This is a genomic window from Gordonia polyisoprenivorans NBRC 16320 = JCM 10675, assembly GCF_000241325.1.
GTDB classification, from domain to species: Bacteria; Actinomycetota; Actinomycetes; order Mycobacteriales; family Mycobacteriaceae; genus Gordonia; species Gordonia polyisoprenivorans.
In genome coordinates this window covers 80,803-102,535 of sequence record NZ_BAEI01000057.1, presented here as the reverse complement: position 1 = coordinate 102,535, position 21,733 = coordinate 80,803, and the positions used below count along the sequence as shown (strand labels likewise).

The 21,733-nt window shown below is 65.4% G+C and carries 20 protein-coding genes and 1 pseudogene; 16 read left to right on the top strand and 5 right to left on the bottom strand.

Going from position 1 to position 21,733, the window contains the following annotated elements; translation table 11 throughout:
* The first annotated feature begins 85 nt into the window (after positions 1-85).
* Positions 86-1,510, top strand: coding sequence for an aspartate ammonia-lyase (locus tag GOPIP_RS14375; protein WP_006370428.1), 1,425 nt, complete (start codon positions 86-88; stop codon positions 1,508-1,510).
* Between the two features lie 108 nt (positions 1,511-1,618).
* Here GOPIP_RS14375 and GOPIP_RS14370 read toward each other — a convergent pair whose 3' ends face one another.
* From GOPIP_RS14370 to GOPIP_RS14360, 3 genes are all read right to left on the bottom strand, one after another.
* The gene (locus GOPIP_RS14370; protein WP_020170468.1) at positions 1,619-2,713 is read right to left on the bottom strand and encodes an esterase/lipase family protein; all 1,095 of its coding nucleotides are present in this window, start codon (positions 2,711-2,713) and stop codon (positions 1,619-1,621) included.
* 201 nt (positions 2,714-2,914) lie between these two features.
* Positions 2,915-4,276: an AIM24 family protein gene (locus tag GOPIP_RS14365; protein WP_006370426.1), complete on the bottom strand. Its 1,362-nt coding sequence runs from the start codon at positions 4,274-4,276 to the stop codon at positions 2,915-2,917.
* A 102-nt stretch (positions 4,277-4,378) separates the two neighbouring features.
* Entirely contained in the window at positions 4,379-4,987 is a 609-nt protein-coding gene (locus GOPIP_RS14360; RefSeq protein WP_006370425.1) for a DUF4262 domain-containing protein, read from the bottom strand.
* A 212-nt stretch (positions 4,988-5,199) separates the two neighbouring features.
* Between GOPIP_RS14360 and GOPIP_RS14355 the strand changes: the two genes are divergently transcribed.
* The 5 genes from GOPIP_RS14355 to GOPIP_RS14335 are packed head-to-tail and all read left to right on the top strand — an operon-like array spanning position 5,200 to position 13,023.
* Positions 5,200-7,260 carry a hypothetical protein gene (locus tag GOPIP_RS14355; RefSeq protein ID WP_006370424.1) on the top strand — a complete coding sequence of 687 codons (2,061 nt, stop codon included), beginning with the start codon at positions 5,200-5,202 and terminating at the stop codon, positions 7,258-7,260.
* Positions 7,257-8,705 (top strand): ATP-binding protein, encoded by a 1,449-nt coding sequence (locus GOPIP_RS14350; RefSeq protein WP_006370423.1) that lies wholly within the window; start codon positions 7,257-7,259, stop codon positions 8,703-8,705. Before GOPIP_RS14355 ends, GOPIP_RS14350 begins: the two co-directional genes overlap by 4 nt.
* A complete protein-coding gene (locus GOPIP_RS14345) occupies positions 8,702-11,653 on the top strand; it encodes a Z1 domain-containing protein (protein WP_006370422.1) in 2,952 nt (983 codons plus the stop codon). The genes GOPIP_RS14350 and GOPIP_RS14345 overlap by 4 nt, the downstream gene beginning before the upstream one ends.
* Before the next feature lie 24 nt (positions 11,654-11,677).
* Positions 11,678-12,535: a ParA family protein gene (locus GOPIP_RS14340; RefSeq protein WP_006370421.1), complete on the top strand. Its 858-nt coding sequence runs from the start codon at positions 11,678-11,680 to the stop codon at positions 12,533-12,535.
* Positions 12,532-13,023 (top strand): hypothetical protein, encoded by a 492-nt coding sequence (locus tag GOPIP_RS14335; protein ID WP_006370420.1) that lies wholly within the window; start codon positions 12,532-12,534, stop codon positions 13,021-13,023. Before GOPIP_RS14340 ends, GOPIP_RS14335 begins: the two co-directional genes overlap by 4 nt.
* A gap of 593 nt (positions 13,024-13,616) precedes the next feature.
* Here the strand turns inward: GOPIP_RS14335 and GOPIP_RS14330 are convergent.
* Together GOPIP_RS14330 and GOPIP_RS14325 are read right to left on the bottom strand one after the other, a co-directional pair.
* The gene (locus GOPIP_RS14330; protein ID WP_006370419.1) at positions 13,617-13,946 is read right to left on the bottom strand and encodes a cupin domain-containing protein; all 330 of its coding nucleotides are present in this window, start codon (positions 13,944-13,946) and stop codon (positions 13,617-13,619) included.
* 80 nt (positions 13,947-14,026) lie between these two features.
* Entirely contained in the window at positions 14,027-14,788 is a 762-nt protein-coding gene (locus GOPIP_RS14325; protein WP_006370418.1) for a DUF2127 domain-containing protein, read from the bottom strand.
* A 37-nt stretch (positions 14,789-14,825) separates the two neighbouring features.
* Here GOPIP_RS14325 and GOPIP_RS14320 point away from each other — a divergent pair, with 37 nt between their 5' ends.
* The 10 genes and pseudogenes from GOPIP_RS14320 to map all read left to right on the top strand — a co-directional run bounded on the left by GOPIP_RS14320 (position 14,826) and on the right by map (position 21,667).
* Positions 14,826-15,587, top strand: a complete 762-nt coding sequence (locus tag GOPIP_RS14320; RefSeq protein ID WP_006370417.1) for a hypothetical protein — start codon at positions 14,826-14,828, stop codon at positions 15,585-15,587.
* A gap of 298 nt (positions 15,588-15,885) precedes the next feature.
* A complete protein-coding gene (rpsH, locus tag GOPIP_RS14315) occupies positions 15,886-16,284 on the top strand; it encodes a 30S ribosomal protein S8 (protein WP_006370416.1) in 399 nt (132 codons plus the stop codon).
* Between the two features lie 16 nt (positions 16,285-16,300).
* Positions 16,301-16,837 carry a 50S ribosomal protein L6 gene (gene rplF, locus GOPIP_RS14310; protein ID WP_006370415.1) on the top strand — a complete coding sequence of 179 codons (537 nt, stop codon included), beginning with the start codon at positions 16,301-16,303 and terminating at the stop codon, positions 16,835-16,837.
* Positions 16,838-16,840: 3 nt separating this feature from the next.
* Positions 16,841-17,245 carry a 50S ribosomal protein L18 gene (rplR, locus tag GOPIP_RS14305; RefSeq protein WP_006370414.1) on the top strand — a complete coding sequence of 135 codons (405 nt, stop codon included), beginning with the start codon at positions 16,841-16,843 and terminating at the stop codon, positions 17,243-17,245.
* A 43-nt stretch (positions 17,246-17,288) separates the two neighbouring features.
* The gene (rpsE, locus tag GOPIP_RS14300; RefSeq protein WP_006370413.1) at positions 17,289-17,936 is read left to right on the top strand and encodes a 30S ribosomal protein S5; all 648 of its coding nucleotides are present in this window, start codon (positions 17,289-17,291) and stop codon (positions 17,934-17,936) included.
* Between the two features lie 5 nt (positions 17,937-17,941).
* The gene (rpmD, locus tag GOPIP_RS14295) at positions 17,942-18,127 is read left to right on the top strand and encodes a 50S ribosomal protein L30 (RefSeq protein ID WP_006370412.1); all 186 of its coding nucleotides are present in this window, start codon (positions 17,942-17,944) and stop codon (positions 18,125-18,127) included.
* The gene (gene rplO, locus GOPIP_RS14290; RefSeq protein ID WP_006370411.1) at positions 18,124-18,564 is read left to right on the top strand and encodes a 50S ribosomal protein L15; all 441 of its coding nucleotides are present in this window, start codon (positions 18,124-18,126) and stop codon (positions 18,562-18,564) included. Before rpmD ends, rplO begins: the two co-directional genes overlap by 4 nt.
* Positions 18,565-18,898: 334 nt before the next feature.
* Entirely contained in the window at positions 18,899-20,221 is a 1,323-nt protein-coding gene (secY, locus tag GOPIP_RS14285) for a preprotein translocase subunit SecY (RefSeq protein WP_006370409.1), read from the top strand.
* Positions 20,218-20,771 (top strand): annotated as a pseudogene (locus GOPIP_RS14280) (adenylate kinase). The gene secY and the pseudogene GOPIP_RS14280 overlap by 4 nt, the downstream one beginning before the upstream one ends.
* A 101-nt stretch (positions 20,772-20,872) precedes the next feature.
* Positions 20,873-21,667 (top strand): type I methionyl aminopeptidase, encoded by a 795-nt coding sequence (map, locus tag GOPIP_RS14275; RefSeq protein WP_035728053.1) that lies wholly within the window; start codon positions 20,873-20,875, stop codon positions 21,665-21,667.
* Positions 21,668-21,733 lie beyond the last annotated feature (66 nt).

Sequence of the window (21,733 nt, the reverse complement as noted above, 5' to 3'; positions counted from 1 at the left end):
TGGTCGTACGTGTTGACGATAGCTCAGCTATGTATGACACTAGAGCTGTCAGACAGCCCGACAGCAGGATAGGTGAGACGTGACGATGGCCCAGAAGCGAGCCGAGACCGATCTTCTCGGTCGGCGCGAGGTGCCCGCCGAGGCGTACTGGGGTATCCATACCCTCCGGGCGGTGGAGAACTTCCTCGTCACCGGACGAACGATAGGCTCCAACGCCCATCTCGTCCGTGCGCTCGCCGCGGTGAAATGGTCGGCGGCACGCGCGAATGCCGATCTCGGCATCCTCGACGAGGAGCGGGCGAGTGCGATCTGCGCGGCCTGCGACGAGATCCTCGACGGCGGCTTTCATGATCAGTTCGTCGTCGACGTCATTCAGGGCGGCGCGGGTACCTCGACCAACATGAACGCCAACGAGGTCATCGCGAACCGGGCGTTGGAGATCCTCGGACACGGTCGCGGTGAGTACCGGCACCTGCACCCCAACGAGCACGTCAACGCCGGGCAATCCACCAACGACGTCTACCCGACCGCGGTCAACGTGGCGACCATCCGGGCAGTCGGTGAACTCGACGAGGCGATGTCGGTGCTGCAGCAGGCTTTTGCGCGCAAGGCCGCGGAGTTCTCCTCGGTCGTCAAGATGGGACGCACCCAGTTGCAGGATGCGGTGCCGATGACCCTCGGTCAGGAGTTCGGGGCGTTCGCGGTGATGATCGACGAGGATCGTCAACGTCTGCGTGAGGCGGCGACCCTGGTGCACGAGATCAATCTCGGTGCCACCGCGATCGGCACGGGTCTCAATGCCCCTGTCGGCTACGCGGACAAGGCCGTCGGCCATCTCCGCGACAAGACCGGCCTTGACCTGGTGAGTGCGCACGACCTCGTCGAGGCCACGCAGGATGTGGGTCAGTTCGTGCACCTGTCGGGGGTTCTCAAACGCGTCGCGGTGAAGCTGTCGAAGATCTGCAACGATCTGCGCTTGCTGTCGTCGGGGCCGCGGGCCGGACTCGGTGAGATCAACCTGCCGCCGGTCCAGGCGGGATCGTCGATCATGCCCGGCAAGGTGAACCCGGTGATACCCGAGGTGGTCTCGCAGGTCGCCTATGAGGTGATCGGCAACGACGTCACCATCACCATGGCCGCCGAATCGGGCCAGTTGCAGCTCAACGCCTTCGAGCCGATCATCGTGACCTGCCTGTCGGACGGGATGACCCACCTGAGCGCGGCATGCCGGACACTCGCCGCCAGGTGCGTCGACGGCATCACCGCCAACGAGGAGACGCTGCGGCATCGGGTCGAGAACTCGATCGGTCTGGTCACGGCGCTGAGCCCGTCGCTGGGTTACGTCGCCTCGACCGCAATCGCCCAGGAGGCGTTGCGTAGTGGGCGTACCGTCCTCGAGTTGGTTCTCGAGGCGGGCCTCCTCGAGCGCGGCGAGCTCGAACGACTGCTCAGCCCTTCGCATCTGGCCAATCTGCGTCCGGTGACCGCCGAGGGCGACAGCCCCCGCTGATGACCGGCGACGAGAACCCGGATGTCTCGGGGTTGTGGTGAGCAGACGGCAATGCCGCTCCCGCCGTGGGGGAGCGGCATCACCTCGCCGGAAAGTGGAGTCTCGCCGTCAGCCGAGGAGCCAGGCGTTGGGCGCGCACACGATCGGAACCGCCGGATCGAAGGCGTTGAGGACAATCGACACCGCGCGCGGTGAATAGCTCAACGACAGATGGTCCGAGGTGTCCTGTTCGCACCCGTTCTGCAGCACGATATTTCGCGTGTTCTTGGTGCCCGCGGGGAAGAAGGTCGACTGGTACGGCGTGGTGATCTCGTCGTACCGGCTGCCGATGATCGTGTACTTCACATCGCCGACGGCGTACACGCCGCCCTTGTTGAGATTCTTGATGAAGGGGGAGTCGTAGACCTGCTGGATGCCCGATGCGCCGACGCCCAGTGCGATCGGACCGAGCACGTCGATGCCGAGGTTGTTGATGGTGCGCCCCAGGGTGCCGATTCCGTCGAGTGAGGTGCCGTTGTTGGTGGCGCCCAAGGTGACGAGGTTGGCGACCTTGGAGGCGCCGCCGTCGTAGCGGATGTACTGACGCGCGGCGATGCCGCCCTGGGAATGGCCGACCATGTTCACCTTCGAGGCACCGGTGGTCGACAGCACCTTGGTGACGAAATCGCCGAGCTGCGTGCCGGATTGCGCGATGTCACCCGTGCCGAAGGCACCGGGAAGCAGTGCGCCCAACCCGCCGCCTTGCAGGGTCGGCAGGATGCCGTAGTTCAGCGCGTAGACGCAGTAGCCCGCGGACTTCAGGGCCGGCGACAGCATCGCCCAGTTGTTGTACGCGTTCTCCCACGTGCCGTGGACGAGGACGACCGGGTCCTGACCCTGTTTCGGTTTACATGACCAATCGTTGGCCCCGGGCGGCGCGATGTTGGGATTGGTCAGCCCGTACCCGAAGGCCGGCAGGAAGCCCTCCTGGCGCGGACCGTTGCCGGTCGGGGTGAACCACGAGCTGCGTCCCGCCAGAATCGTCTCTGCGACAACAGGTTTCTTGGCTCCCGCCGCGATGAAGTCGGCGAGCTGCTGTTGCTGGTCGGCTGCGGCGGCCGGGCCCGCGAGTGACAGCGCCACCCCCACGCCGGTGGCCACCGCGACCACGGTGGTGGCTATTCTGCGGGTCCACGCCCGTCGTGAAAATCGATGATGCGGCACTGCGATTTCCCCTTCCCACAAGTGACCGCCCCCTGTGGCGGCGCTGCCGAGTGTCGTGCGTCACGTTGTGACGAGAACGTAAGTTACCACGCAGTAAGAGTACGTGTGTACTCCGATCCCGAAGGTGTCCGCTCTTTGCTACCTGAAAGCAGCTATCACGGATGCCGTGTGACTCGTCGGCGATGAAGGGCCGAAAAGCGTTCAGCGCCCGAGGAACCCGCCGAGCATGCCACCGACGCCCGCTTGTCCGCCGTCGCCGGTGCCGCCGACGAATCCGCCCGGCGGCAACTCCGAGGGCTGAACCACCACAAAGCCCTGCCCGGCGAACGCCAAGGTGAGTCGTTCGCCGGTGCTGCGCCCCATCAGGGTTCCGAGGTTGAACGAATCGTTGGACTTGATCGACGTGCGCAGGCTCGACGACCATGCGACCGCGGCGTTGGGGTCGGCGTAGGTGGCCGCGTCGACGGTGAGAACCACCGGCGTGCCGTCGGTGGTGATCGCGATGCGCCCGCGACCGGTGAAGACACAGTTGAACATTCCGGCGTTGCCGAGCGCGCCGGCCCCCTGCACGCGCGCGATGTCGTAGTGCAGCGTGGAGTCGAAGGCGAGCACGTTGGCGCCGTTGATGGTCAGGCCGTCGGTTCCGTCGAGGTCGATGAGGTGGACGTCGGCGGCGGCGTTGGCCAGGAACAGATCGCCGCGGCCGCTCACCTTCATCAGCGGCACGCCTTCGCCCGAGAGTGCCTGTCGCACCATGCGTCCGATGCCGCCGGAGCCGAGAGCCTCGAAGCTCAGATCGCCTTGGTAGGCGACCATCGACCCGGCCCGCGCCATCACCTCACCCGACAGGCCGATGCGACACATCTTGCTGCCCTGCTTCTGGATGCCCTGTCCGGAGACCTCGGAATGATCGGGGTTGAACAGATCGCTGTGCATGGGTGCTCCCTCGGGCTGCGGTCGGGGCGGAGACGGACTGGCGGTGGGGTGGGCCGGCGCCTCGGGTGGCCACGGTTGGGGATCGCGCACCGGAGGCGACTCGGGCACGGGTACGTCGTCCTCGACATCGATGCCGAAAGCGGTTGCCAGACCCGCCAATCCGGCGTCATATCCCTGCCCGACGGCGCGTACCTTCCAGGCATCACCGCGTCGATAGATCTCGACACAGACCACCGCCGCCTCGCTGGTGAGACCATCCGGCGAGAAGGCGATCGTCTCCTCGGCGGTTGCCCCGGCGCCGGCGGGTGCGATGGTCACCTCCAGGCGTCCCGCGGTCGCGAACGAGACGGGGCCGGTTCCGTCGAGGCTGGCCGCGATGGCCACGGTGACGATATCGGCGGGTAGTCGTGTGGTGTCGATGTCGAGCACGTCGGCACCACCGTCGGCGCGGTAGGAGATCCCGGGGCCGGTCGGTTGGTTGTAGAAGACGAAGTCGGCATCGGACCGAACCCGATGAGCCGACGTCAGCAACACCGCCGAGGTGTTCACCGGCGTCACCGAACGCACCGACACCGTCACTGTCGCCGATGGCAGCGCGGTGTTCTGTCCTGGGGCGAGGTGCCGCATGGTTCCAGTGTGCCCGATATGTGCCGGTGACCGACCGGAGTCCACGGTCCTCACGTACGCCGCGCGGGGCGAGTCGACGGCCCGCCCCGTGCGGCGTCCGCTCTACTCGCGAGGGCCGCGCCGCCGGGCACGGCGAGACTCGACCCGACTGCCGCCGACCGACGCACTCACGACTCGTGGGCCGCCGGCGTGAGCGGTGCCCGTGTCGGGGACGCCCTTGACCGGTTGATGAATCGGTTGCAGCGCATAGCCCGTCTGCCACGGGAAGGTACCCAGATCGTCGGCCCAGACCACTTGCAGCGCAGGATGGTTCGGGAACAGCTCGTTGGTGATGAGCATGTCGGACTTGTCGACGAGCTCGATCACCCGGACCCGCACCTCGAGAGCATGCACCTCGAGTTCGGTCCGACCGTCGACCACCGATCGCCAGTCGACCCGGTGGAACAACTCACCGAGTTCGTTGAGCAACTCACAACCGGTGCGTGCGTCGAGACCGAAGACCACCAGGTCGGGGATCGAGTGCAACGCGAGACCCGTCGTGTACGCGAACGCGCAGTCCGGCGGCGCGCACCGTGAATCCCCGCACGAACACCCGTCGCCGACCGCTGTCACCGCCCAGCCGAACCGGCGGATGGTGGACAGCGTCTCACGGACGAGGGGATCGGGATGCCAGCGCGGGATGCCCCGGATTGCTGCGGCGTGATCGGCCATGGTCGCTCCTTTGTTCGAGGGTGCGTTCATGACATCACGGGGGTACGACAAGTCCGGGAGGCCTCGATCGGTTGCCCTGTTCGGTGTCCACCGGGTGAGTGAACCCTCGGGTGCACCTGCCTGCCCGAAGTGCGCGGTTCCCTCGGTTGGCTAAGCTCCGAGGGGAGATCATCACCTCATGCGTGGTGGCGAAATGGTGGAGTTCGAGGGTGATGTTCGCGTTTTCGGAGTACGACGCCGCAGACCTGCGCGATGACACCTGGGTGGACCTCTTCCCGTGGCTGGACTCCTACGAATCGGCGGATGCCGCCTGCCTCGAAGAACTGGTCCCGAACGTGTCGGACTGGTGGATCGCGGACTCCCCGCGCGACACGGCCGCCGACATGTCTCTCGACAATCTCGTCTCTCTCGACGATCTCGTCGTCGGCCTGGCTCGTCTTGCGGTCCGGCGTCATCGGGACCTCACCTTCGGGGATCTCGCGCCGCTCCTCGACCCGGCGATCCCCGTCGCCGGCCTGCGTCTTGATCCGCGCGCCGAGACCGTTGTCCGACGACTCGGGGACCGAGCAGTCGTCCGCACACTGCTGTCGTCGAGTGTGGCGTCGTTGTTCGCGTTGAAGGGCACGAGCCCGGACACCGTGCAGGAGGTCGCCGCCGGTGTTCTCGGAGCGTCCATCCTGCGACTACCCGAACACGGGGTCCTCCCCGACGAAGAGGCCGACAGTCCGGTAGCCGTGCAACTCGTCGACGACCTCAGAGTGCTCGCACGGTGGCGCGGTCTGCGCGGCAGTCTGGGCGCGCCGCTCATCTCCGTCGGGATCGAGGACGAAGCTCCCGAACAGGTCCAGGAGGTCGCCACCCGGATCTCGGCGATCACCGGCAAGGATTTCTCCACGATGGTGGAGTCCAATCCGGTCGACGAGCTCGAGAACCTGATCGAGCAACTCGATGACCGGGAGATGCTGGCACTCACCGAGTTCGTCATGGCCGCGGAACCGATCAGCATGGGACAGCTCAGCGTCCGGCTGCACGTGAGTAAAGGGCGAGCAGGCGGCATCGTGGCCAAGCTCAAGCAGGACCTGGCCGCTGCATGTGAATTCGAGACCACCGCGGGCGGATTGCTCGCGAGCATTCGGGCCGAGATCCAGCCGGTGACCTCACTCGACCGTCTGCTCGACATGCAGCCCGTTCTGCGCACCGAGGTGCCCTCACTGGGCGTGCCGCTATGGCTCGCGCTCGACCGGCTTGACGATGGATTCGAGGTCACCGGGGGCTGGGCGGTGGCTCCCGATCTCCGCTCGGCCAAGGGGCGGACGATCGTGATGCTCGAGCAGTTCGAATCCGTCAACGCTGTCGTGCCCGTCCCCGTCGCGGCGTCGACGCTTCGGCTGTCGACCGATGAGGTCCGAGAGTGGTTGCAGTACTGCGAGATCCCGATCCTTGACGACAACGTGTTGTTGTCCACCCGCCGTCTGGCCGATCATGCCGCCGGGATTCTGGAAGTGCGCGGGCCTTTGGGCATCGACCGCCTGAGTGATCTGCTGAACACCGATCGACCCGAACACCATGTCGTGAAACACCTTGATGAGGATGAGCGCTTCACCTGCACCCCGGACGGCCTGTGGTGCCTGACGGAGTCTCTCGGTGAAGAAGTCGGTGGGTCAGAAACGCCACCACGAACGCCGGCCGTTGATCGTCCGGCCACCGAACACTCCGCCGCAGAGGCGGATTCGACAGCGGTCGCCGTTGTCGTCCGGCCTACGCGCCGCCTGTATCGGATCGGGGACACCTGGTGTTTTCGGCTCCGCGTCACCTCCGAACACCTTCGTGGTTCCGGATTCACCGTTCCTGTCGGTGTGGCGCAGGCACTGGGATGCACCCACGGCGTCGTGCGCGAGTTGCCCAGCCGGCTCGGCACACAGATGCTCCGATGGACCGGAACGAACCCGACATGCGGGACCATCCGCCGCTTTCTCAACGAATTGTCCTCGCAGCCCGGAGATCTGGTGTTCCTGACCTATTCCGAAGGCGGCGGGTTCGACGTGGTGGCCTGCGCCGAGACCGATGCCGCGGACCCGGTTCGCGGAGCCCTTGCCCTGATCGGCGTCACTGATCCGCAGGATGTCGCCGACTCCGACGTCGCACCACTGCTCGCGGCGGGGATCGGACTCGATCCGGACATCAAACCGCGACGCATCCTCAGCCGCTATCAGTCCCGTGACGACACGGTCGCCGCGCTCCTGGAGCAAGCCTGGACGGTCACCGTGCGATGACGACCGAACCGACCGCATTCACCGCCACCGAACGCGCACTCGGCCTGCATCACACCGTCGCGACCGCGGTTGCCGATCTGATCGACAACAGCATCGACGCGGGCGCAACGCACGTACTGCTCCGGTTTCTGCAATCCGGCCGACGTATCACCGGGTTGCGGGTCATCGACGACGGTCGGGGTATGGACGCCGACACCATCGATGCGGCGATGCGCTACGGCGTACAGCGCGCGTATGGGGTCGCCGATCAGGGGCATTTCGGTGTCGGGCTGAAAGCTGCTTCCCTCAGTCAAGCCGACACCGTGACCGTGTATTCGCATGCGGCAGAGAATCTTCCGGTGGCGCGTCGGCTCGCCGTCGATGACCGTCACGACCCGCCACGACTGTCCACACTGCCGGATGCCGACGCGGAGAAGGTCATCACGGCCGCGCGGCCGCGCTTTCCGTTCGAGACCGGCACCGTCGTGGAATGGCGGGGTATCCGTACCTTTCCGAACACGGCGTCGGCGCAAGAGCAGGTCGCGTGGCTCGAGACCGTCGTTGGTGATCTGGTGGCGCACCTCGGCCTCGTGTTCCACCGACTGATCGCCACGGGCTTGGCGATCACGATCGATGTTCTCGACGAGGCCATCGGACGTGCCGGAGCACCGCGGACGGTGCGCGGAATCGATCCGTTCGGCTACCGGGTGAGCGGGCGAGCCGGTTACCCGCGGCCACTGGCGGCCCTCGGTCGCGACGCGGTGCAGGCGCACATCTGGCCGGCTCGCAGTTCGGCACCCGAGTACAAACTCGGTGGCCTACCCGGTCGTGACTCGCAGGGATTTTTCGTCTACCGCAATGACCGCCTGCTCCATGCCGGCGGGTGGCTCGGCGTGCTCCGGCCCCGGCCGGACTGGGCGTTGGCACGAGTGAGTGTCGACCTCGATGACGTTCTCGCCCAGCACATCACCATCAATCCGGAGAAGTCCGGGGTGACCCTGGACGCGACGCTCTCCGCCGCGCTGCACCAGGCGCTCACCGACGACTACCTCGATGACGCGGCGACCACCGCCGTCGCGGCCCGACGCCTACAGCGTCGGCCGATCAGCGTCGTCGAACCCGGGATCGGTCTACCGGACGACGTTGCCGACGAGTTCGCCGACAGCTTCTCGTTCGTGGACACGGCGGACCCGGTCGCGATCGGTTGGCGCGTGCTGGCCGCCGATCGGTTCTTCGAGGTTGATCTGGAGTCACGCACGTTGTGGCTCAACGCCCGGTTCCGCACGCAACTGGGTGGGCGCCGCCGTTCCGCCGACGATGTTCCCGTGCTGAGGACTCTGGTGTACCTCCTTGCCCAGGACATGTTCGACGCCGTGCGGCATAGTGCCAGACAGGTCGAACAGATGGATGCCTGGCAACGTGTCCTGATCGCGGCGCTCGCCGCCGACGAGGGGAGTCCGAAGTGATCGACGTGGTGATCGACGCCCTGGTCCGCGAGTTCACGACCGACCTCGCGCCCACCCGATTCCTCGGCGCGGTGGCCGGGCGCGTGATGGATGCCGGACACGACCCCTCCGCCGTCACCATGGATCTGGTGGTCGACGTCATGGTCTCCGACGAGGCCGCGTCGGTCCAGTCGGCGGTGCGATCGGCCCTGATTCGTTGGGACGCCGAAGAGGCCGCGGCGTGGACCGGTGGTACCGAGGCACAGACCCCCGAACGCAGGACCTTGATCTATACGCTTCTCGGGATTCCGCCCGCGGCCTTCGAGCCGCTCACCGAGGCCTTCCCGATCGCCGGCGGGCCGACGGTGATCGTTGCGCCGCAGCCCTGGGAACCCTGGTATGTGCCGGAACGGCGTGCGGCGCAGGACTTCTATTGGTCTGCCTATCGTCGACTCCTCCTCGACAAGGGGTGGGGTGCGGAGACCGTCGAGGACCTGGGGGTGGCCACCAACGCCGTCGTGCAGCGCCTGGCCGATCCGACTCGCGAGGAGCCGTATCAGTCCAAGGGGCTGGTCGTCGGGTACGTGCAGAGCGGCAAGACCGCCAACTTCACCGGTGTGATCGCGAAGGCGATCGACGCCGGGTATCGGTTGGTGATCGTGCTGACCGGGACGATCGAGTTGTTGCGCAGTCAGACCCAGCGCCGGCTCGACATGGAACTCATCGGCATGCAGAACATCGACGAGGTGGAGTACGCCAACGATGAGGATTGGCACGCCGGCAAGTTTCTCCATCACGTGCTCGACCCGAATCACTCCAACGAGGCTCCCGCCATCCGTCGGCTGACCGGTCGTGTCGATGACTACAAGGCGCTCGCGAAGGGGATCGGCACCCTGCACTACGAGTTCGTCGACCATTCGAAGCCGTTGTTCGACCCGGTCAACCTCTACCAGAGCAATGTTCGGGTTGCCGTGGTCAAGAAGAATGCGGCGGTGTTGAAGAAACTCGTCGCCGACGTCGGACGGATTCCCACACCGCTCGACCAGATCCCGACTCTGATCATCGACGACGAAGCAGACCAGGCGTCGGTGAACACGCAGAACCCCAAGAATTTTGCCGCAGGGCGGATCGAGCGCACCGCGATCAACGAACAGATCTCGCTGCTCCTCGAGCGGCTCGGACGCAGCCAGTACGTCGGCTACACCGCCACACCATTCGCCAATGTGTTTGTCGATCCGGATGATTCGGTGAACATCTTCCCGAACGACTTCATCGTCAGCCTCGACCGCCCCAAGCAGTACATGGGTGGTGCCGACTTCCACGACGGTGACACCGACCTCGGTGATGATCTCTCCGAGACGGCCGAGAAGACCCCCGCCAACTCCAACGAGAAGGCCTTTGTCCGGGGTCTGCGAGCCCAATGCGACGAGGACCGTGACGCAGAACGGTTGGGGGCGCTGGACTCCTACGTGCTGGCCGGGGCGATCAAATTGTTCCGGCAGAACCGGGGAGTTCGTGGGGACTTCCGTCACCACACGATGCTCGTACACGAATCGGTCAAACAGCAGGAGCACGAGTCCCTCGCCGCCGACTTCGAGAGTCTCTGGAAGAACGCCGGCTACAGTCAGCCGCACGGACTGGCGCGCCTGGAGGAGCTGTGGGACAGCGATTTTCGTGTGGTATCGGCCGATCGTGCCGAGCCGGGGACATCGACCCCTCAGTACTTTGACGAGCTCGAGGGGTTCATCGGGGAGGCGTGCGACCGGATCGGTGCGGGGATCAGTCCGGTGATCATCGTCAACGGTGCCGCCGACAAGGATTATGTACAGGAACCGTTGGACTTCCAGGAGCGCTCGGTGTGGAAGATCCTGGTGGGCGGCACCAAGCTGAGTCGCGGTTTCACGGTCGAAGGGCTGACCACCACTTACTACACCCGGCGAACTGCACAGGCGGACACGCTGATGCAGATGGGGCGGTGGTTCGGTTTCCGACCCGGATACCGAGATCTGGTGCGGCTGTTCATCGGTCGGGAGGTTCCCGGACCCGGCGGGACGGTGGTCGACATGTATGCCGCGTTCGAGGCCATCGTCGGCGACGAGGAGGAGTTCCGCGACGAACTGCGAAGGTTCAAGGGGCTGAACGAAGCCGGCGAGCCGATGGTCACGCCACGAGACGTGCCGCCGATGGTGTTCCAGCGGCTGCCATGGCTCAAGCCGACCGCCACCAACAAGATGTACAACGCAGAGTTGAGTTATCGCAGCGTCGGCGGACAGAGTTTCAGTTTCACGATGCAGGCCCCGCGCGGCGACGGCGCCAACAATGCGAGCCATTTCCGCGCCGTTCGTCCGTTGCTCGACGCACTCGACCGCACCGGTTCGTTCTCGTTCATCGACAAGGACCAGACGCCACGGATCTTCGAGGCGCGCTACGGGATCGTCAGTGCCGACGTCGTTCTCGGCGCGATCAGCCAGTTCGTGTGGGATGCCAACTGGGACTTCGAGCCACACCGCAAGGCCTTCGAGTCGGCGATCGAGCGTGGTGCGCTGGAAGATCTCGCGATCCTGCTGCCGATCCCGAAGACCAAGAAGCCGGTGATGATCGGCGACTACCCGAGAGAACTTCCTCTCGTGAACCGCAAACGTGAAGAGGCCGAGTACCGCACCGGATTCACCGGCACCGCGGTGCGCGAGCGAGACGCCATCGAGCACATCGCCGGCAATCCGAAGAAGGACGTCGGTGGTCCACTCGCGGCGCAGCTCCGGAAGCGGACGCGGGGCGCGATGATCCTGTTGTTCGCCAGCGACCCACCGCCGCGAAGCCGGCATATCAAGTCGCACAAGCGCGGTGTGGCCGACCCGCGTGACGTGGCGACCCTGTTCTCCTACGCGCTTCCGTACCTCGCCGATCCTTCGCCGAAGGTCGGATTCACCGTCCGCAAGGACGGGGCAGGGGCGATTGTCGATGCGTGATCACACGAAAGGTGAGAGTTCCCGATGGCAAAGGTGATCGCGACGATCAGCTTGAAGGGCGGGGTCGGCAAGACCACCGTCACCGGCGGACTCGCTGAGTTCATGTCGGCGGAGTTCGGTCAGCGAGTGCTGCTCATCGACCTCGACTCGCAGATCAACCTGACCACGATGATGATCAGCGAGGCACGGTGGTTCGAGCTCAACACCAACGGCCGGACCCTGGCAACGCTGTTCTCCGACGCGGTCAACGGCACCGAGTACTTCCGGCTCGACGAGGCGATCGAGCGGGGCGTGTCGCCGGTGAAGCGGGTGACGACCGTCGATTTGCTCGCGTCGTCGCTCGATCTCATCGAGGTGCAGGAAGAACTGAGCGCCCTGCGCGTGCAAGGCGGGGTAGCAGACGGGGGCACCGGCTTTCTGCGGCAGGCGATCGCGCCGGTTATCGACTTCTACGATTACGTCCTGATCGACTGCCCGCCGAACATCGGACCGGTGACCCTCAACGGTCTGGCCGCGGCGGACGCCTACATCATCCCGACGATCCCGGATGTGTTGTCCACCTATGGAATTCCGCAGATCCAGAATCGCGTGCGCAAGTTCAGCGAGGAGATCGGACGGACCATCGTCGAACTGGGCGTGGTGATCACCAAGTACAAGGCTAATTCCGCGGTGCACCGGTCGACGACCAAACGTCTACGCCGTGACCCCACCATCCAGAACGTCCTGCCCAGCTACATCAACGAGGCCAACTCGGTGGCTGCGGCGGCGGAATTCGCCGGCTACGGAACACTCAAGACCAAGTACGGCACGCAGGGGCAGTTCGACCAGTTCCGCGCCCTCACCGTTGATGTGATGACCGAAGCACAGGGGAAGATCGAATGAGTTCCGACGATGCACGCCGCCGCATGGAGTACTCCGCCATCGGAGGAGCCCTCGCCCAGCTCGACAGCAAGAATCCGCAAGCAGCCCAGTTGATCGCCGGGCTGACGCGGGTGATCATCGACGAGGCGGACCGATCGTCTCGGTTCGCCGCTGCGTTGACCGGCGTGATCGACGCTTTGCGGCCGGGCGACGGCACCGCTTTGGCTGTGCCCGCGCCGACACCTCGCAAACGCGCGCCGGCACCGAAGAAGCGGGTGGCACGGCAGCCCGGTGCCTTCGACCCGTTCGTGGTCTACCGAGAATCCGGTGCCCAAGGTCTCACGGCACGGTTGGGGGAGCTCACGGTTGATCAGCTCCGCGACATCATCGCCGAGCAAGAACTCGACACCCGCAAGGAAACCAGTCGTAAGCGCAAGGCCGAAGTGATCGCCGAGTGGATCGTCGAGCGCGTCGAGGCGTCGGAGAACAAGGGGAGTGTGTTCCGGTAGGACATCGCTGCCGAGGCCGTTCGAACGAAGAGCGTCCAGATCAGGCAGCCGTGAGTTGTCCTCGAGTGGTCAGGAATCCGGTTCGAGCACATCGTTCGAGGTCACCGCTAAGGCGTTGTCGACCAGCGACCGAGGTCCGCTAATTCGCGCCTGCGGTTGACGAAGTGCATACCAACGTCTCAACATACGCTCCCAGTATGTTACGTCACCTGTATGTTACGACCGCCGTGTGCTGACGAACCTCGGCATGGCTGGTGTGGTTGGCATGTAGAGCGTAAAACCTGCGTCCGAGCTGCGGTTGCGTGTCGCCCTGAGTTCGATCCGTGTTCCATTGAGCCGATGAGGGTGTCGTCGTCGATTGATGGCGGCGCGCTGATGGTCCCGGTCTTCGCAGCTGGGTTCCATTGCGGGAGAATGGCGCTTCCACGGCCGTCGACACGGGATCGCCAAGGTGTGGCCGGGTTCCATTCACGGTTTCGGAGAGGGCTACAGCGACGATCGACACTCTTCGGCCTGCCCACCGTGAGGTAAGGCAAATCCTGACGAGGTGCGAGGAGTAGGTGCTTTCGGTCTCTTCAGCGGACCCGAAAGCCCTACCCCGTGATCACCGTCAGCAGAATCGCCGAATCCTGTTGTGCCGACAGGCTGTGCCGCGCGTCGGGCAGCATCACCAGATCGCCCCGACGCCCCTTCCAGACATCGTCGCCGGCGGTGATGGTCACCCGGCCGTGCAGCACCTGCACGCTGCCCTCCGCGGGGCTCTCGTGTTCGGCCAGTTCACGCCCGGCCACCAGGGCGATGACGGTGTGCCGAAGCCGATGTGAGGAGTCGCCGTGCAGGGTCTGCGCCGCCCGGCCGCTGCGGCTGCGGTGGGCGGTCCCGATCAGTTGGTCGACGAGCGAGGTCAGGTGGCTGGTGTCCATGCCTTCACTCTTGCACCCGGGGGCCGGGTTCGGAACCAACCGCGAGGGAACTGTGGATCGTGCCTTTCGGCGGCTGTGGATCAGTGTCCGTCGGCGACGGCTGCCCGCTCGACCGTCAGCAGACTCTCGGCGCTGTGCTGGGCGTGGTAGGCCTTCCCGCCGCCGCGCACCCCGAACAGGCGTTTGCTCCAGATCAGCCAGATGACCGCGGCCACGTTGACGGCGAGCAGCAGCACCTTGAACACCGTCACACGCTCGACGAGTTCGTAGACCTCGAGCGGGATGAAGATGCTGGTGACGATCACCGCGAAGTACTCGCCCCATCGTTTGGCGAACCACAGACCGAAGGCCTCGACGAATTGGCTTGCGCCATAAGCGAGCAGGGCGCATCCGACAAGGACGATCGTCGTGCTCGAGAGCGTCGTCGCCTTCTCGATCCAGCTGACGACCTTGGAATCGTCGATGTTCCAGCCGATTTGGTCGGCGATCGGCCGCAACAACGGCAGCTCGGCGTCGAACTTCTCCTGCAGCGTCTGCTGGCTGTGGCGCAGTTCGATGACGAAGACGCCCGCGAGCACCAGGAACAGGCCGCGGAGCAGCCGCTCGACGGCCAGCACCCGCATGATGATCAGGTCGCGCAGCAGCGCGCCGCGTGGAACCTCGGGTGCGTGGTCGGCGGGACCGCTGCGTCGGGGCTCACCCACGGCGAAGTCGCCGCATCGCAGACACCGCCACGCCTGGCCGGCGGCGCTGTCGACGTGCAGGCGATCGGCGAGTTCGGACTCGTCGGGGCGATAGGTCTCGTGACCGCGCAGGCCGCATGACAACACTTCCCAGTTCACTTCGGCAGACTAACGCCGAACCCGGCGTGCGGGGCCGATGGTCATCCGGTCGGTCGAGCCGATCTCGACCGCCGGCGGCTTCGGCGCCGCTACCCTCACCGACATGAGCCGGCGTCTCGGGGATCGAAAGGTGATGGTGGCGGTCTGGGGGAGCGGGCAGCTACTGACCCCGACATTTCGAGCCGACTGCGCGTCCGCGGGAGTCCGACGTCTCCAGATCAACATCTCCGACGACGCGGTGCAGGGGGCGATGCGGATCTCCACCTTCGACCCGCCGATCGATGCGGTGATCAGCGTCTGGGCCCCTGATGCCACCGCAGCGCTCGAGAGCATCGACGCACATGTGGACAGCTTCGCGGCGTGGGAGGTGCAGACCCGTGCGCCGCTCGACCCGCCGCCGACCGCCGACGGCACGCGCGTCGACGCACTGGCCAATATCGCCTTCCTGCGACGGCCACAGGATCTCGCCCATGACGAATGGCTGCGGATCTGGCTCGACGAGCACACACAGGTGGCCATCGACACCCAGGCGACCTTCGGCTACTACCAGAACATCGTCGAGCGTTGTCTGACAACGGATTCCGGCGACCGAGGAGATGTGCGGGTGACCGGCATCGTCGAAGAGCTGTTCCCGATGGCGGCCATCTCCGACCCTCACGCGTTCTATGGCAGCGACGGCGACGATGAAGAACTGCAGCGGCGGCTGACCGCCATGCTGGCCAGCGTCGCGCGCTTCGGCGCCGACCGGGAACTCGACGTCGTGCCGACCTCGCGATACGACTTCTCACTCACGCCCTGAGCGCTGTCGCTGTGGAGACGGCGCTGCCGGCGGCGATTTGGGTCTGGCCAGCGAATTCTCTACACTAGACCGGTTGCCTGTGCACCTCAGGTGCCAGGGACTCACCACACGTACGCGTGTGGACCACAACTGAACAGTCTCCGGTGCTGGTGAAAAGCCAAGGGCATCGGCGACGAGAACAGATAACAACTATCCACTTCGTGGAAGGCCCACCGCAGGTCAGGGGAGCGATCCTCTGGAGTCACATCGCTGACCGGCGCTGTATGGGAACCGCTACGAGAAAGGTTGACGGTCAACCATGACCATGACTGACCCGATCGCAGACTTCTTGACACGTCTGCGTAACGCCAATTCGGCGTTCCACGACGAGGTGACTCTTCCCTCGTCGAAGATCAAGGTGAACATCGCCGAGATCCTCAAGCGTGAGGGCTACATCACCGACTACCGCACCGAAGATGCGGAGGTCGGCAAGAACCTCGTCGTCGCCCTCAAGTACGGCCCCTCGCGGGAGCGCAGCATCGCCGGTCTGCGCCGCGTGTCCAAGCCGGGTCTGCGGGTGTATGCCAAGTCCACCAACCTGCCCAAGGTCCTGGGTGGCCTCGGCGTGGCCATCATCTCCACGTCGTCCGGTCTGCTCACCGATCGCCAGGCAGCCAACCAGGGCGTGGGCGGCGAAGTCCTCGCCTACGTCTGGTAAGGGGAGGTACACAAACATGTCGCGTATCGGTAAGAACCCGATCGAGATCCCCGCGGGCGTCACCGTCTCCATCGACGGCCAGACCATCACCGTCAAGGGACCCAAGGGCGAACTCAGCCACACCGTCACCGCGCCGATCACCGTCGCGCAGGAAGACGCCACCATCGTGGTCACCCGGCCCAACGACGAGCGCCGCAACCGTGCCCTGCACGGCCTGAACCGCTCGCTGGTCGCCAACCTCGTGGAGGGCGTGACCAAGGGCTACACCAACAAGATGGAAATCTTCGGTGTCGGCTACCGCGTCCAGGCCAAGGGCAAGGACCTCGAGTTCGCGCTCGGTTACAGCCATCCCGTGCCGATCGAGGCTCCCGAGGGCATCACCTTTGCCGTCGAGTCGCCCACCAAGTTCTCGGTGTCGGGTATCGACAAGCAGCAAGTCGGCCAGATCTCGGCGAACATCCGCCGCCTGCGTCGCCCGGACCCGTACAAGGGCAAGGGCATTCGCTACGAAGGCGAGCAGATCCGTCGCAAGGTCGGAAAGACGGGTAAGTAAGCCATGAGTGATACAGCAGCCAAGACAGTCCGCAAGCCCCTCGGCAAGGATGTGTCGACCCGCCGTCGCACCGCGACCAACCGTCGTCACTTCCGCCTGCGCAAGAAGGTCGCCGGCACGCCGGTGCGTCCGCGTCTCGCGGTCAAGCGCAGCAGCCGCCACATCCACGTGCAGCTGATCGACGACCTCGCCGGCCACACGCTGGCCGCGGCGTCGACCATCGAGGCCGACGTCCGCGCGGCCGGCGGCGACAAGTCCGCCCAGGCCCGCAAGGTCGGCGAGCTGATCGCCGAGCGCGCCAAGGCCGCCGGCATCGACGCCGTCGTGTTCGACCGTGGTGGCAAGGACTACCACGGCCGGATCGCCGCGCTCGCCGACGCCGCCCGTGAGGGAGGCCTGCAGTTCTGATGATGACCACACGTACCCAAACCAAGACCGGAGGGATCCTCTGATGCCCGGACGTCAGCGTGACGGCGGAAACGGACCCGCCGGAAACGACAACAACAACAACGCAAGCGGAGACCGCAACGATCGCCGGGGCGGCCGTGACCGTCGCGGCGGTGACCGCGGTGGCCGCGACAACGACCGCAACCAGCTCGAGCGGGTCGTCGCGATCAACCGTGTGTCCAAGGTGGTCAAGGGTGGCCGCCGGTTCTCCTTCACCGCTCTCGTGGTGGTCGGCGACGGCCAGGGCATGGTCGGTGTCGGCTACGGCAAGGCCAAGGAAGTCCCGGCCGCGATCCAGAAGGGCGTCGAAGAGGCTCGCAAGAACTTCTTCCGCGTTCCGCTGATCGGTGGCACCGTGACCCACCCGGTTCAGGGTGAGGCCGCCGCCGGTGTCGTGATGCTGCGTCCGGCCAGCCCCGGTACCGGTGTGATCGCCGGTGGCGCGGTGCGTGCCGTGCTCGAGTGCGCGGGCGTCCATGACGTTCTCGCCAAGAGCCTCGGCTCGGACAACGCGATCAACGTCGTCCACGCCACCGTGGCCGCCCTGAAGATGCTGCAGCGTCCGGAAGAGGTCGCGGCTCGTCGTGGTCTCCCCATCGAAGACGTGGCACCGGCCGGTATGCTCCGCGCCCGTGCCGGCCAGGGAGTGTGAGAGAGATGGCACAGCTGAAGATCACCCAGGTCAAGGGCACCATCGGTACCAAGAAGAACCAGCGTGACAGCCTGCGGACGCTCGGCCTCAAGGGCATCCGCAAGTCGGTCACCCGCGAGGACACCCCGATCAACCGCGGTCTGATCAACGTGGTTTCGCACCTCGTGACAGTCGAAGAGGTTAAGTCATGACCATCAAGCTCCACCATCTTCGCCCCGCTCCGGGCGCGAAGACCGACAAGACCCGTGTGGGTCGCGGCGAGGGCTCCAAGGGCAAGACCGCCGGCCGCGGCACCAAGGGCACCAAGGCACGCAAGAACGTGCCCGCCGCCTTCGAGGGTGGCCAGATGCCGATCCACATGCGGCTGCCGAAGCTCAAGGGCTTCACCAACCGCAACCGGATCGAGTATCAGGTCGTCAACGTCGGCGACATCGCCCGTCTGTTCCCGCAGGGCGGCACCATCGGCGTCGACGAGCTCGTCGCCGCCGGAGCCGTCCGCAAGAACAAGCTCGTGAAGGTCCTCGGCGACGGTGAACTCGGTGTGGCGGTCAACGTCACCGCCGACAAATTCACCGCATCGGCCAAGGAGAAGATCGCCGCTGCCGGTGGCAGCGCGACCGAGCAGTAAGAAAAAATGCAGGTAGCCGAGGTCCGTAGCGGATGCGACACCGCGTCGTCGCCGCTGCGGACCTCGGCGTCGGGGCACCCGGCCGACCACGACGTCTATTGTGGTCACCGGCGCCCGGGGGGATGACGTCCGAGCGTCGGCCGCCATCGGAAGGTGGCGGCCGCGACGGCCGTGCCCGGCCGACGACGTCACACCAGACGTCGGACGGGCCGCGCGCGAGCGGCTGTTAGAGTTTCACCGTTGTTGCCCCGCAACCACTGATCAATGTCGATTGCCGAGCACGTGAGCCGGACACCCGGTGCAAGATGACGCGTGGTCGTTCTAGGAGGAATTAGTGCTCTCCCCCCTCATCGCGGCCTTCAGGACGCCCGATCTGAGGAAGAAGATCCTCTTCGTCATCGGCATCATCGTGCTGTATCGCCTGGGGGCGACGGTTCCCTCACCGGGCGTGAACTACGTCGAGGTGCACAAGTGCATCGACACCATCAACAGTGGTGGCGGCAACCAGGTCTATTCGCTGATCAACTTGTTCTCCGGCGGCGCACTGCTGCAGCTGTCGGTGTTCGCGATCGGCATCATGCCCTACATCACGGCCAGCATCATCGTGCAGTTGCTGACGGTGGTCATCCCGCGCTTCGAGCAACTCCGCAAGGAGGGCCAGTCGGGTCAGGCCAAGATGACGCAGTACACCCGCTACCTGACGGTCGCGCTGGCGTTGCTGCAGTCCACCGGCATCGTGGCACTGGCCGTGCGCGGCAACCTGCTGCCCTCGAGTTGCGGCGACAACATCCTCAACGACAAGTCGATCCTGGGCCTGACGATCATCGTCCTGGTGATGACCGCAGGCGCCTGCCTGGTGATGTGGTTCGGTGAGCTGATCACCGAACGCGGCATCGGCAACGGCATGTCGCTACTGATCTTCGCGGGCATCGCCGCCCGTATCCCCGCCGAGGGACGCACGATCCTCACCAGCCGAGGCGGCCTGGTCTTCGGGCTCGTCGTGGTCGCGGTGCTCATCATCGTCGCCGGTGTGGTCTTCATCGAGCAGGGCCAGCGGCGCATCCCGGTGCAGTACGCCAAGCGCATGGTGGGCCGCAAGATGTACGGCGGGTCGTCGACCTACCTGCCGCTCAAGGTCAACCAGGCCGGCGTCATCCCGGTCATCTTCGCCTCGTCACTGCTGTATCTGCCGCAGCTCATCGTGCAGCTCACGCAGAGCTCGTCGGAGGCGCCGTCGGGCTGGCAGCGTTGGGTCAGCACCTATCTCGCCGACCCGAGCAACTACGTCTACATCATCGTGTACTTCCTGATGATCATCTTCTTCACGTACTTCTACGTGGCGGTGACCTTCAATCCGGAGGAACGTGCCGATGACATGAAGAAGTACGGTGGCTTCATCCCGGGTATCCGCCCGGGGCAACCGACCGCGGACTACCTCGGGTATGTGCTCAGTCGCATCACCCTGCCGGGTTCGATCTACCTGGGTATCATCGCGGTACTGCCGAACCTGTTCCTGGAGATCGGGAACAGTGGTGGTGTTCAGAACCTGCCATTTGGGGGCACGGCCGTGTTGATCATGGTCGGCGTGGGACTGGACACGATGAAGCAGGTCAACAGTCAATTGATGCAACGCAAGTACGAAGGATTCCTGAAGTGAGACTTGTCATTCTCGGCCCCCCGGAGCAGGCAAAGGTACCCAGGCGGAACTGTTGAGCGAATCGCTCGGCATCCCGCACATCTCCACCGGTGATCTGTTCCGCGCCAACATCTCACAGGGCACCGCCGTGGGCATCGAAGCCAAGCGGTATCTCGACGCCGGTGACCTCGTGCCCTCGGAGATCACCGTCGACATGGTGCGCGCCCGGGTCGGCGAGCCGGATGCGTCGAAGGGATTCATCCTCGACGGATTCCCGCGGTCGACCGAGCAGGCCGACGCCCTCGCCGAGATCCTCGACGGTCTCGATTCCTCGCTGGATGCGGTGCTGTCGTTCGTGGTCGACCCCGACGTCGTCGTCGAGCGCATGCTGGCCCGTGGCCGTGCCGATGACACCGAAGAGGTCATCCGCAATCGGATGTCGGTGTATCAGAAGGAGACCGCGCCGCTGCTGGACTACTACGGCGATCAGGTGAAGACGATCGACGCGGTCGGCGACATCCAGGACGTGCATCAGCGGGTGCTGAGCGCACTCGGTGCCGGCGTCTCCTGACGTCCACCGACACAAGTATTTTCCGGCGCCGGGCCACACCGCACGATCGGTGTGGCCCGGCGCCTTTTCTTCCAGCCGAGACGATCGGATGAGGTGTGGTGATGGGATTCCGTAAACGCAAGCGCGTGCCGTTCCGCAGCGCCGGGGAACTCGACGCGATGGAAGCCGCCGGTGCCGTCGTGGGTGCCGCGCTCGTTGCCGTGCGCGCGGCGGCAGCGCCCGGGGTGAGCACCCTCGAACTCGACGAGGTCGCCGAGACCGTGATCCGTCAGGCCGGGGCGGTGCCGTCGTTCAAGGGCTACCACGGATTCCCGGGATCGATCTGCTCGTCGGTCAACGACGTGGTGGTGCACGGAATCCCGTCGAGCACTGTCATTCTCGCCGAGGGCGATCTGGTCTCGATCGATTGCGGTGCCATTCTCGATGGCTGGCACGGGGATTCGGCCTGGACCTTCGGGGTCGGTGAACTGTCGCAGGCCGATGCCGAGCTCTCCGAGGCAACCCGGCTGTCGATGGAGGCCGGGATCGCCGCCATGATCGACGGCGCACGCCTCACCGACATCTCGCACGCCATCGAGACCGGCACCCACGACGCCGAGCGAGAGTTCGATCGTGCGTTCGGGATCGTCGACGGCTATGGCGGTCACGGTATCGGTCGTGAGATGCACATGGAACCGTTCCTGGCCAATGAGGGTGCGCCCGGCTCGGGCCCCCTGCTCGTCGTCGGGTCGACCCTCGCGATCGAGCCGATGCTCACCCTGGGCACGACCGAGACAAGCGTTCTCGACGACGACTGGACGGTCGTCACCGACGACGGCTCGCGTGCCGCACATTGGGAGCACACCGTGGCCGTCACCGCCGACGGGCCGCGAATCCTCACCAACCGACCGTCCTGATCTTTCGGCCCAGCTGACCGCGGCGACGCGCCGTATCCGATTCAGGCGGCGACACCTGCCGGACAC

Excerpts from the sequence above, each read along its gene's own strand:
- GOPIP_RS14320 (WP_006370417.1), top strand. The coding sequence starts at position 14,826 with ATGGTCATCCGGTCGGTCGAGCCGATCTCGACCGCCGGCGGCTTCGGC.
- rpsH (WP_006370416.1), top strand. The coding sequence starts at position 15,886 with ATGACCATGACTGACCCGATCGCAGACTTCTTGACACGTCTGCGTAAC.
- GOPIP_RS14330 (WP_006370419.1), bottom strand. The coding sequence starts at position 13,946 with ATGGACACCAGCCACCTGACCTCGCTCGTCGACCAACTGATCGGGACC.
- GOPIP_RS14365 (WP_006370426.1), bottom strand. The coding sequence starts at position 4,276 with ATGCGGCACCTCGCCCCAGGACAGAACACCGCGCTGCCATCGGCGACA.
- map (WP_035728053.1), top strand. The coding sequence starts at position 20,873 with ATGGGATTCCGTAAACGCAAGCGCGTGCCGTTCCGCAGCGCCGGGGAA.
- GOPIP_RS14355 (WP_006370424.1), top strand. The coding sequence starts at position 5,200 with ATGTTCGCGTTTTCGGAGTACGACGCCGCAGACCTGCGCGATGACACC.
- GOPIP_RS14335 (WP_006370420.1), top strand. The coding sequence starts at position 12,532 with ATGAGTTCCGACGATGCACGCCGCCGCATGGAGTACTCCGCCATCGGA.
- rplR (WP_006370414.1), top strand. The coding sequence starts at position 16,841 with ATGAGTGATACAGCAGCCAAGACAGTCCGCAAGCCCCTCGGCAAGGAT.
- rplO (WP_006370411.1), top strand. The coding sequence starts at position 18,124 with ATGACCATCAAGCTCCACCATCTTCGCCCCGCTCCGGGCGCGAAGACC.
- GOPIP_RS14340 (WP_006370421.1), top strand. The coding sequence starts at position 11,678 with ATGGCAAAGGTGATCGCGACGATCAGCTTGAAGGGCGGGGTCGGCAAG.
- GOPIP_RS14375 (WP_006370428.1), top strand. The coding sequence starts at position 86 with ATGGCCCAGAAGCGAGCCGAGACCGATCTTCTCGGTCGGCGCGAGGTG.
- rpsE (WP_006370413.1), top strand. The coding sequence starts at position 17,289 with ATGCCCGGACGTCAGCGTGACGGCGGAAACGGACCCGCCGGAAACGAC.
- rplF (WP_006370415.1), top strand. The coding sequence starts at position 16,301 with ATGTCGCGTATCGGTAAGAACCCGATCGAGATCCCCGCGGGCGTCACC.
- GOPIP_RS14350 (WP_006370423.1), top strand. The coding sequence starts at position 7,257 with ATGACGACCGAACCGACCGCATTCACCGCCACCGAACGCGCACTCGGC.
- GOPIP_RS14360 (WP_006370425.1), bottom strand. The coding sequence starts at position 4,987 with ATGGCCGATCACGCCGCAGCAATCCGGGGCATCCCGCGCTGGCATCCC.
- rpmD (WP_006370412.1), top strand. The coding sequence starts at position 17,942 with ATGGCACAGCTGAAGATCACCCAGGTCAAGGGCACCATCGGTACCAAG.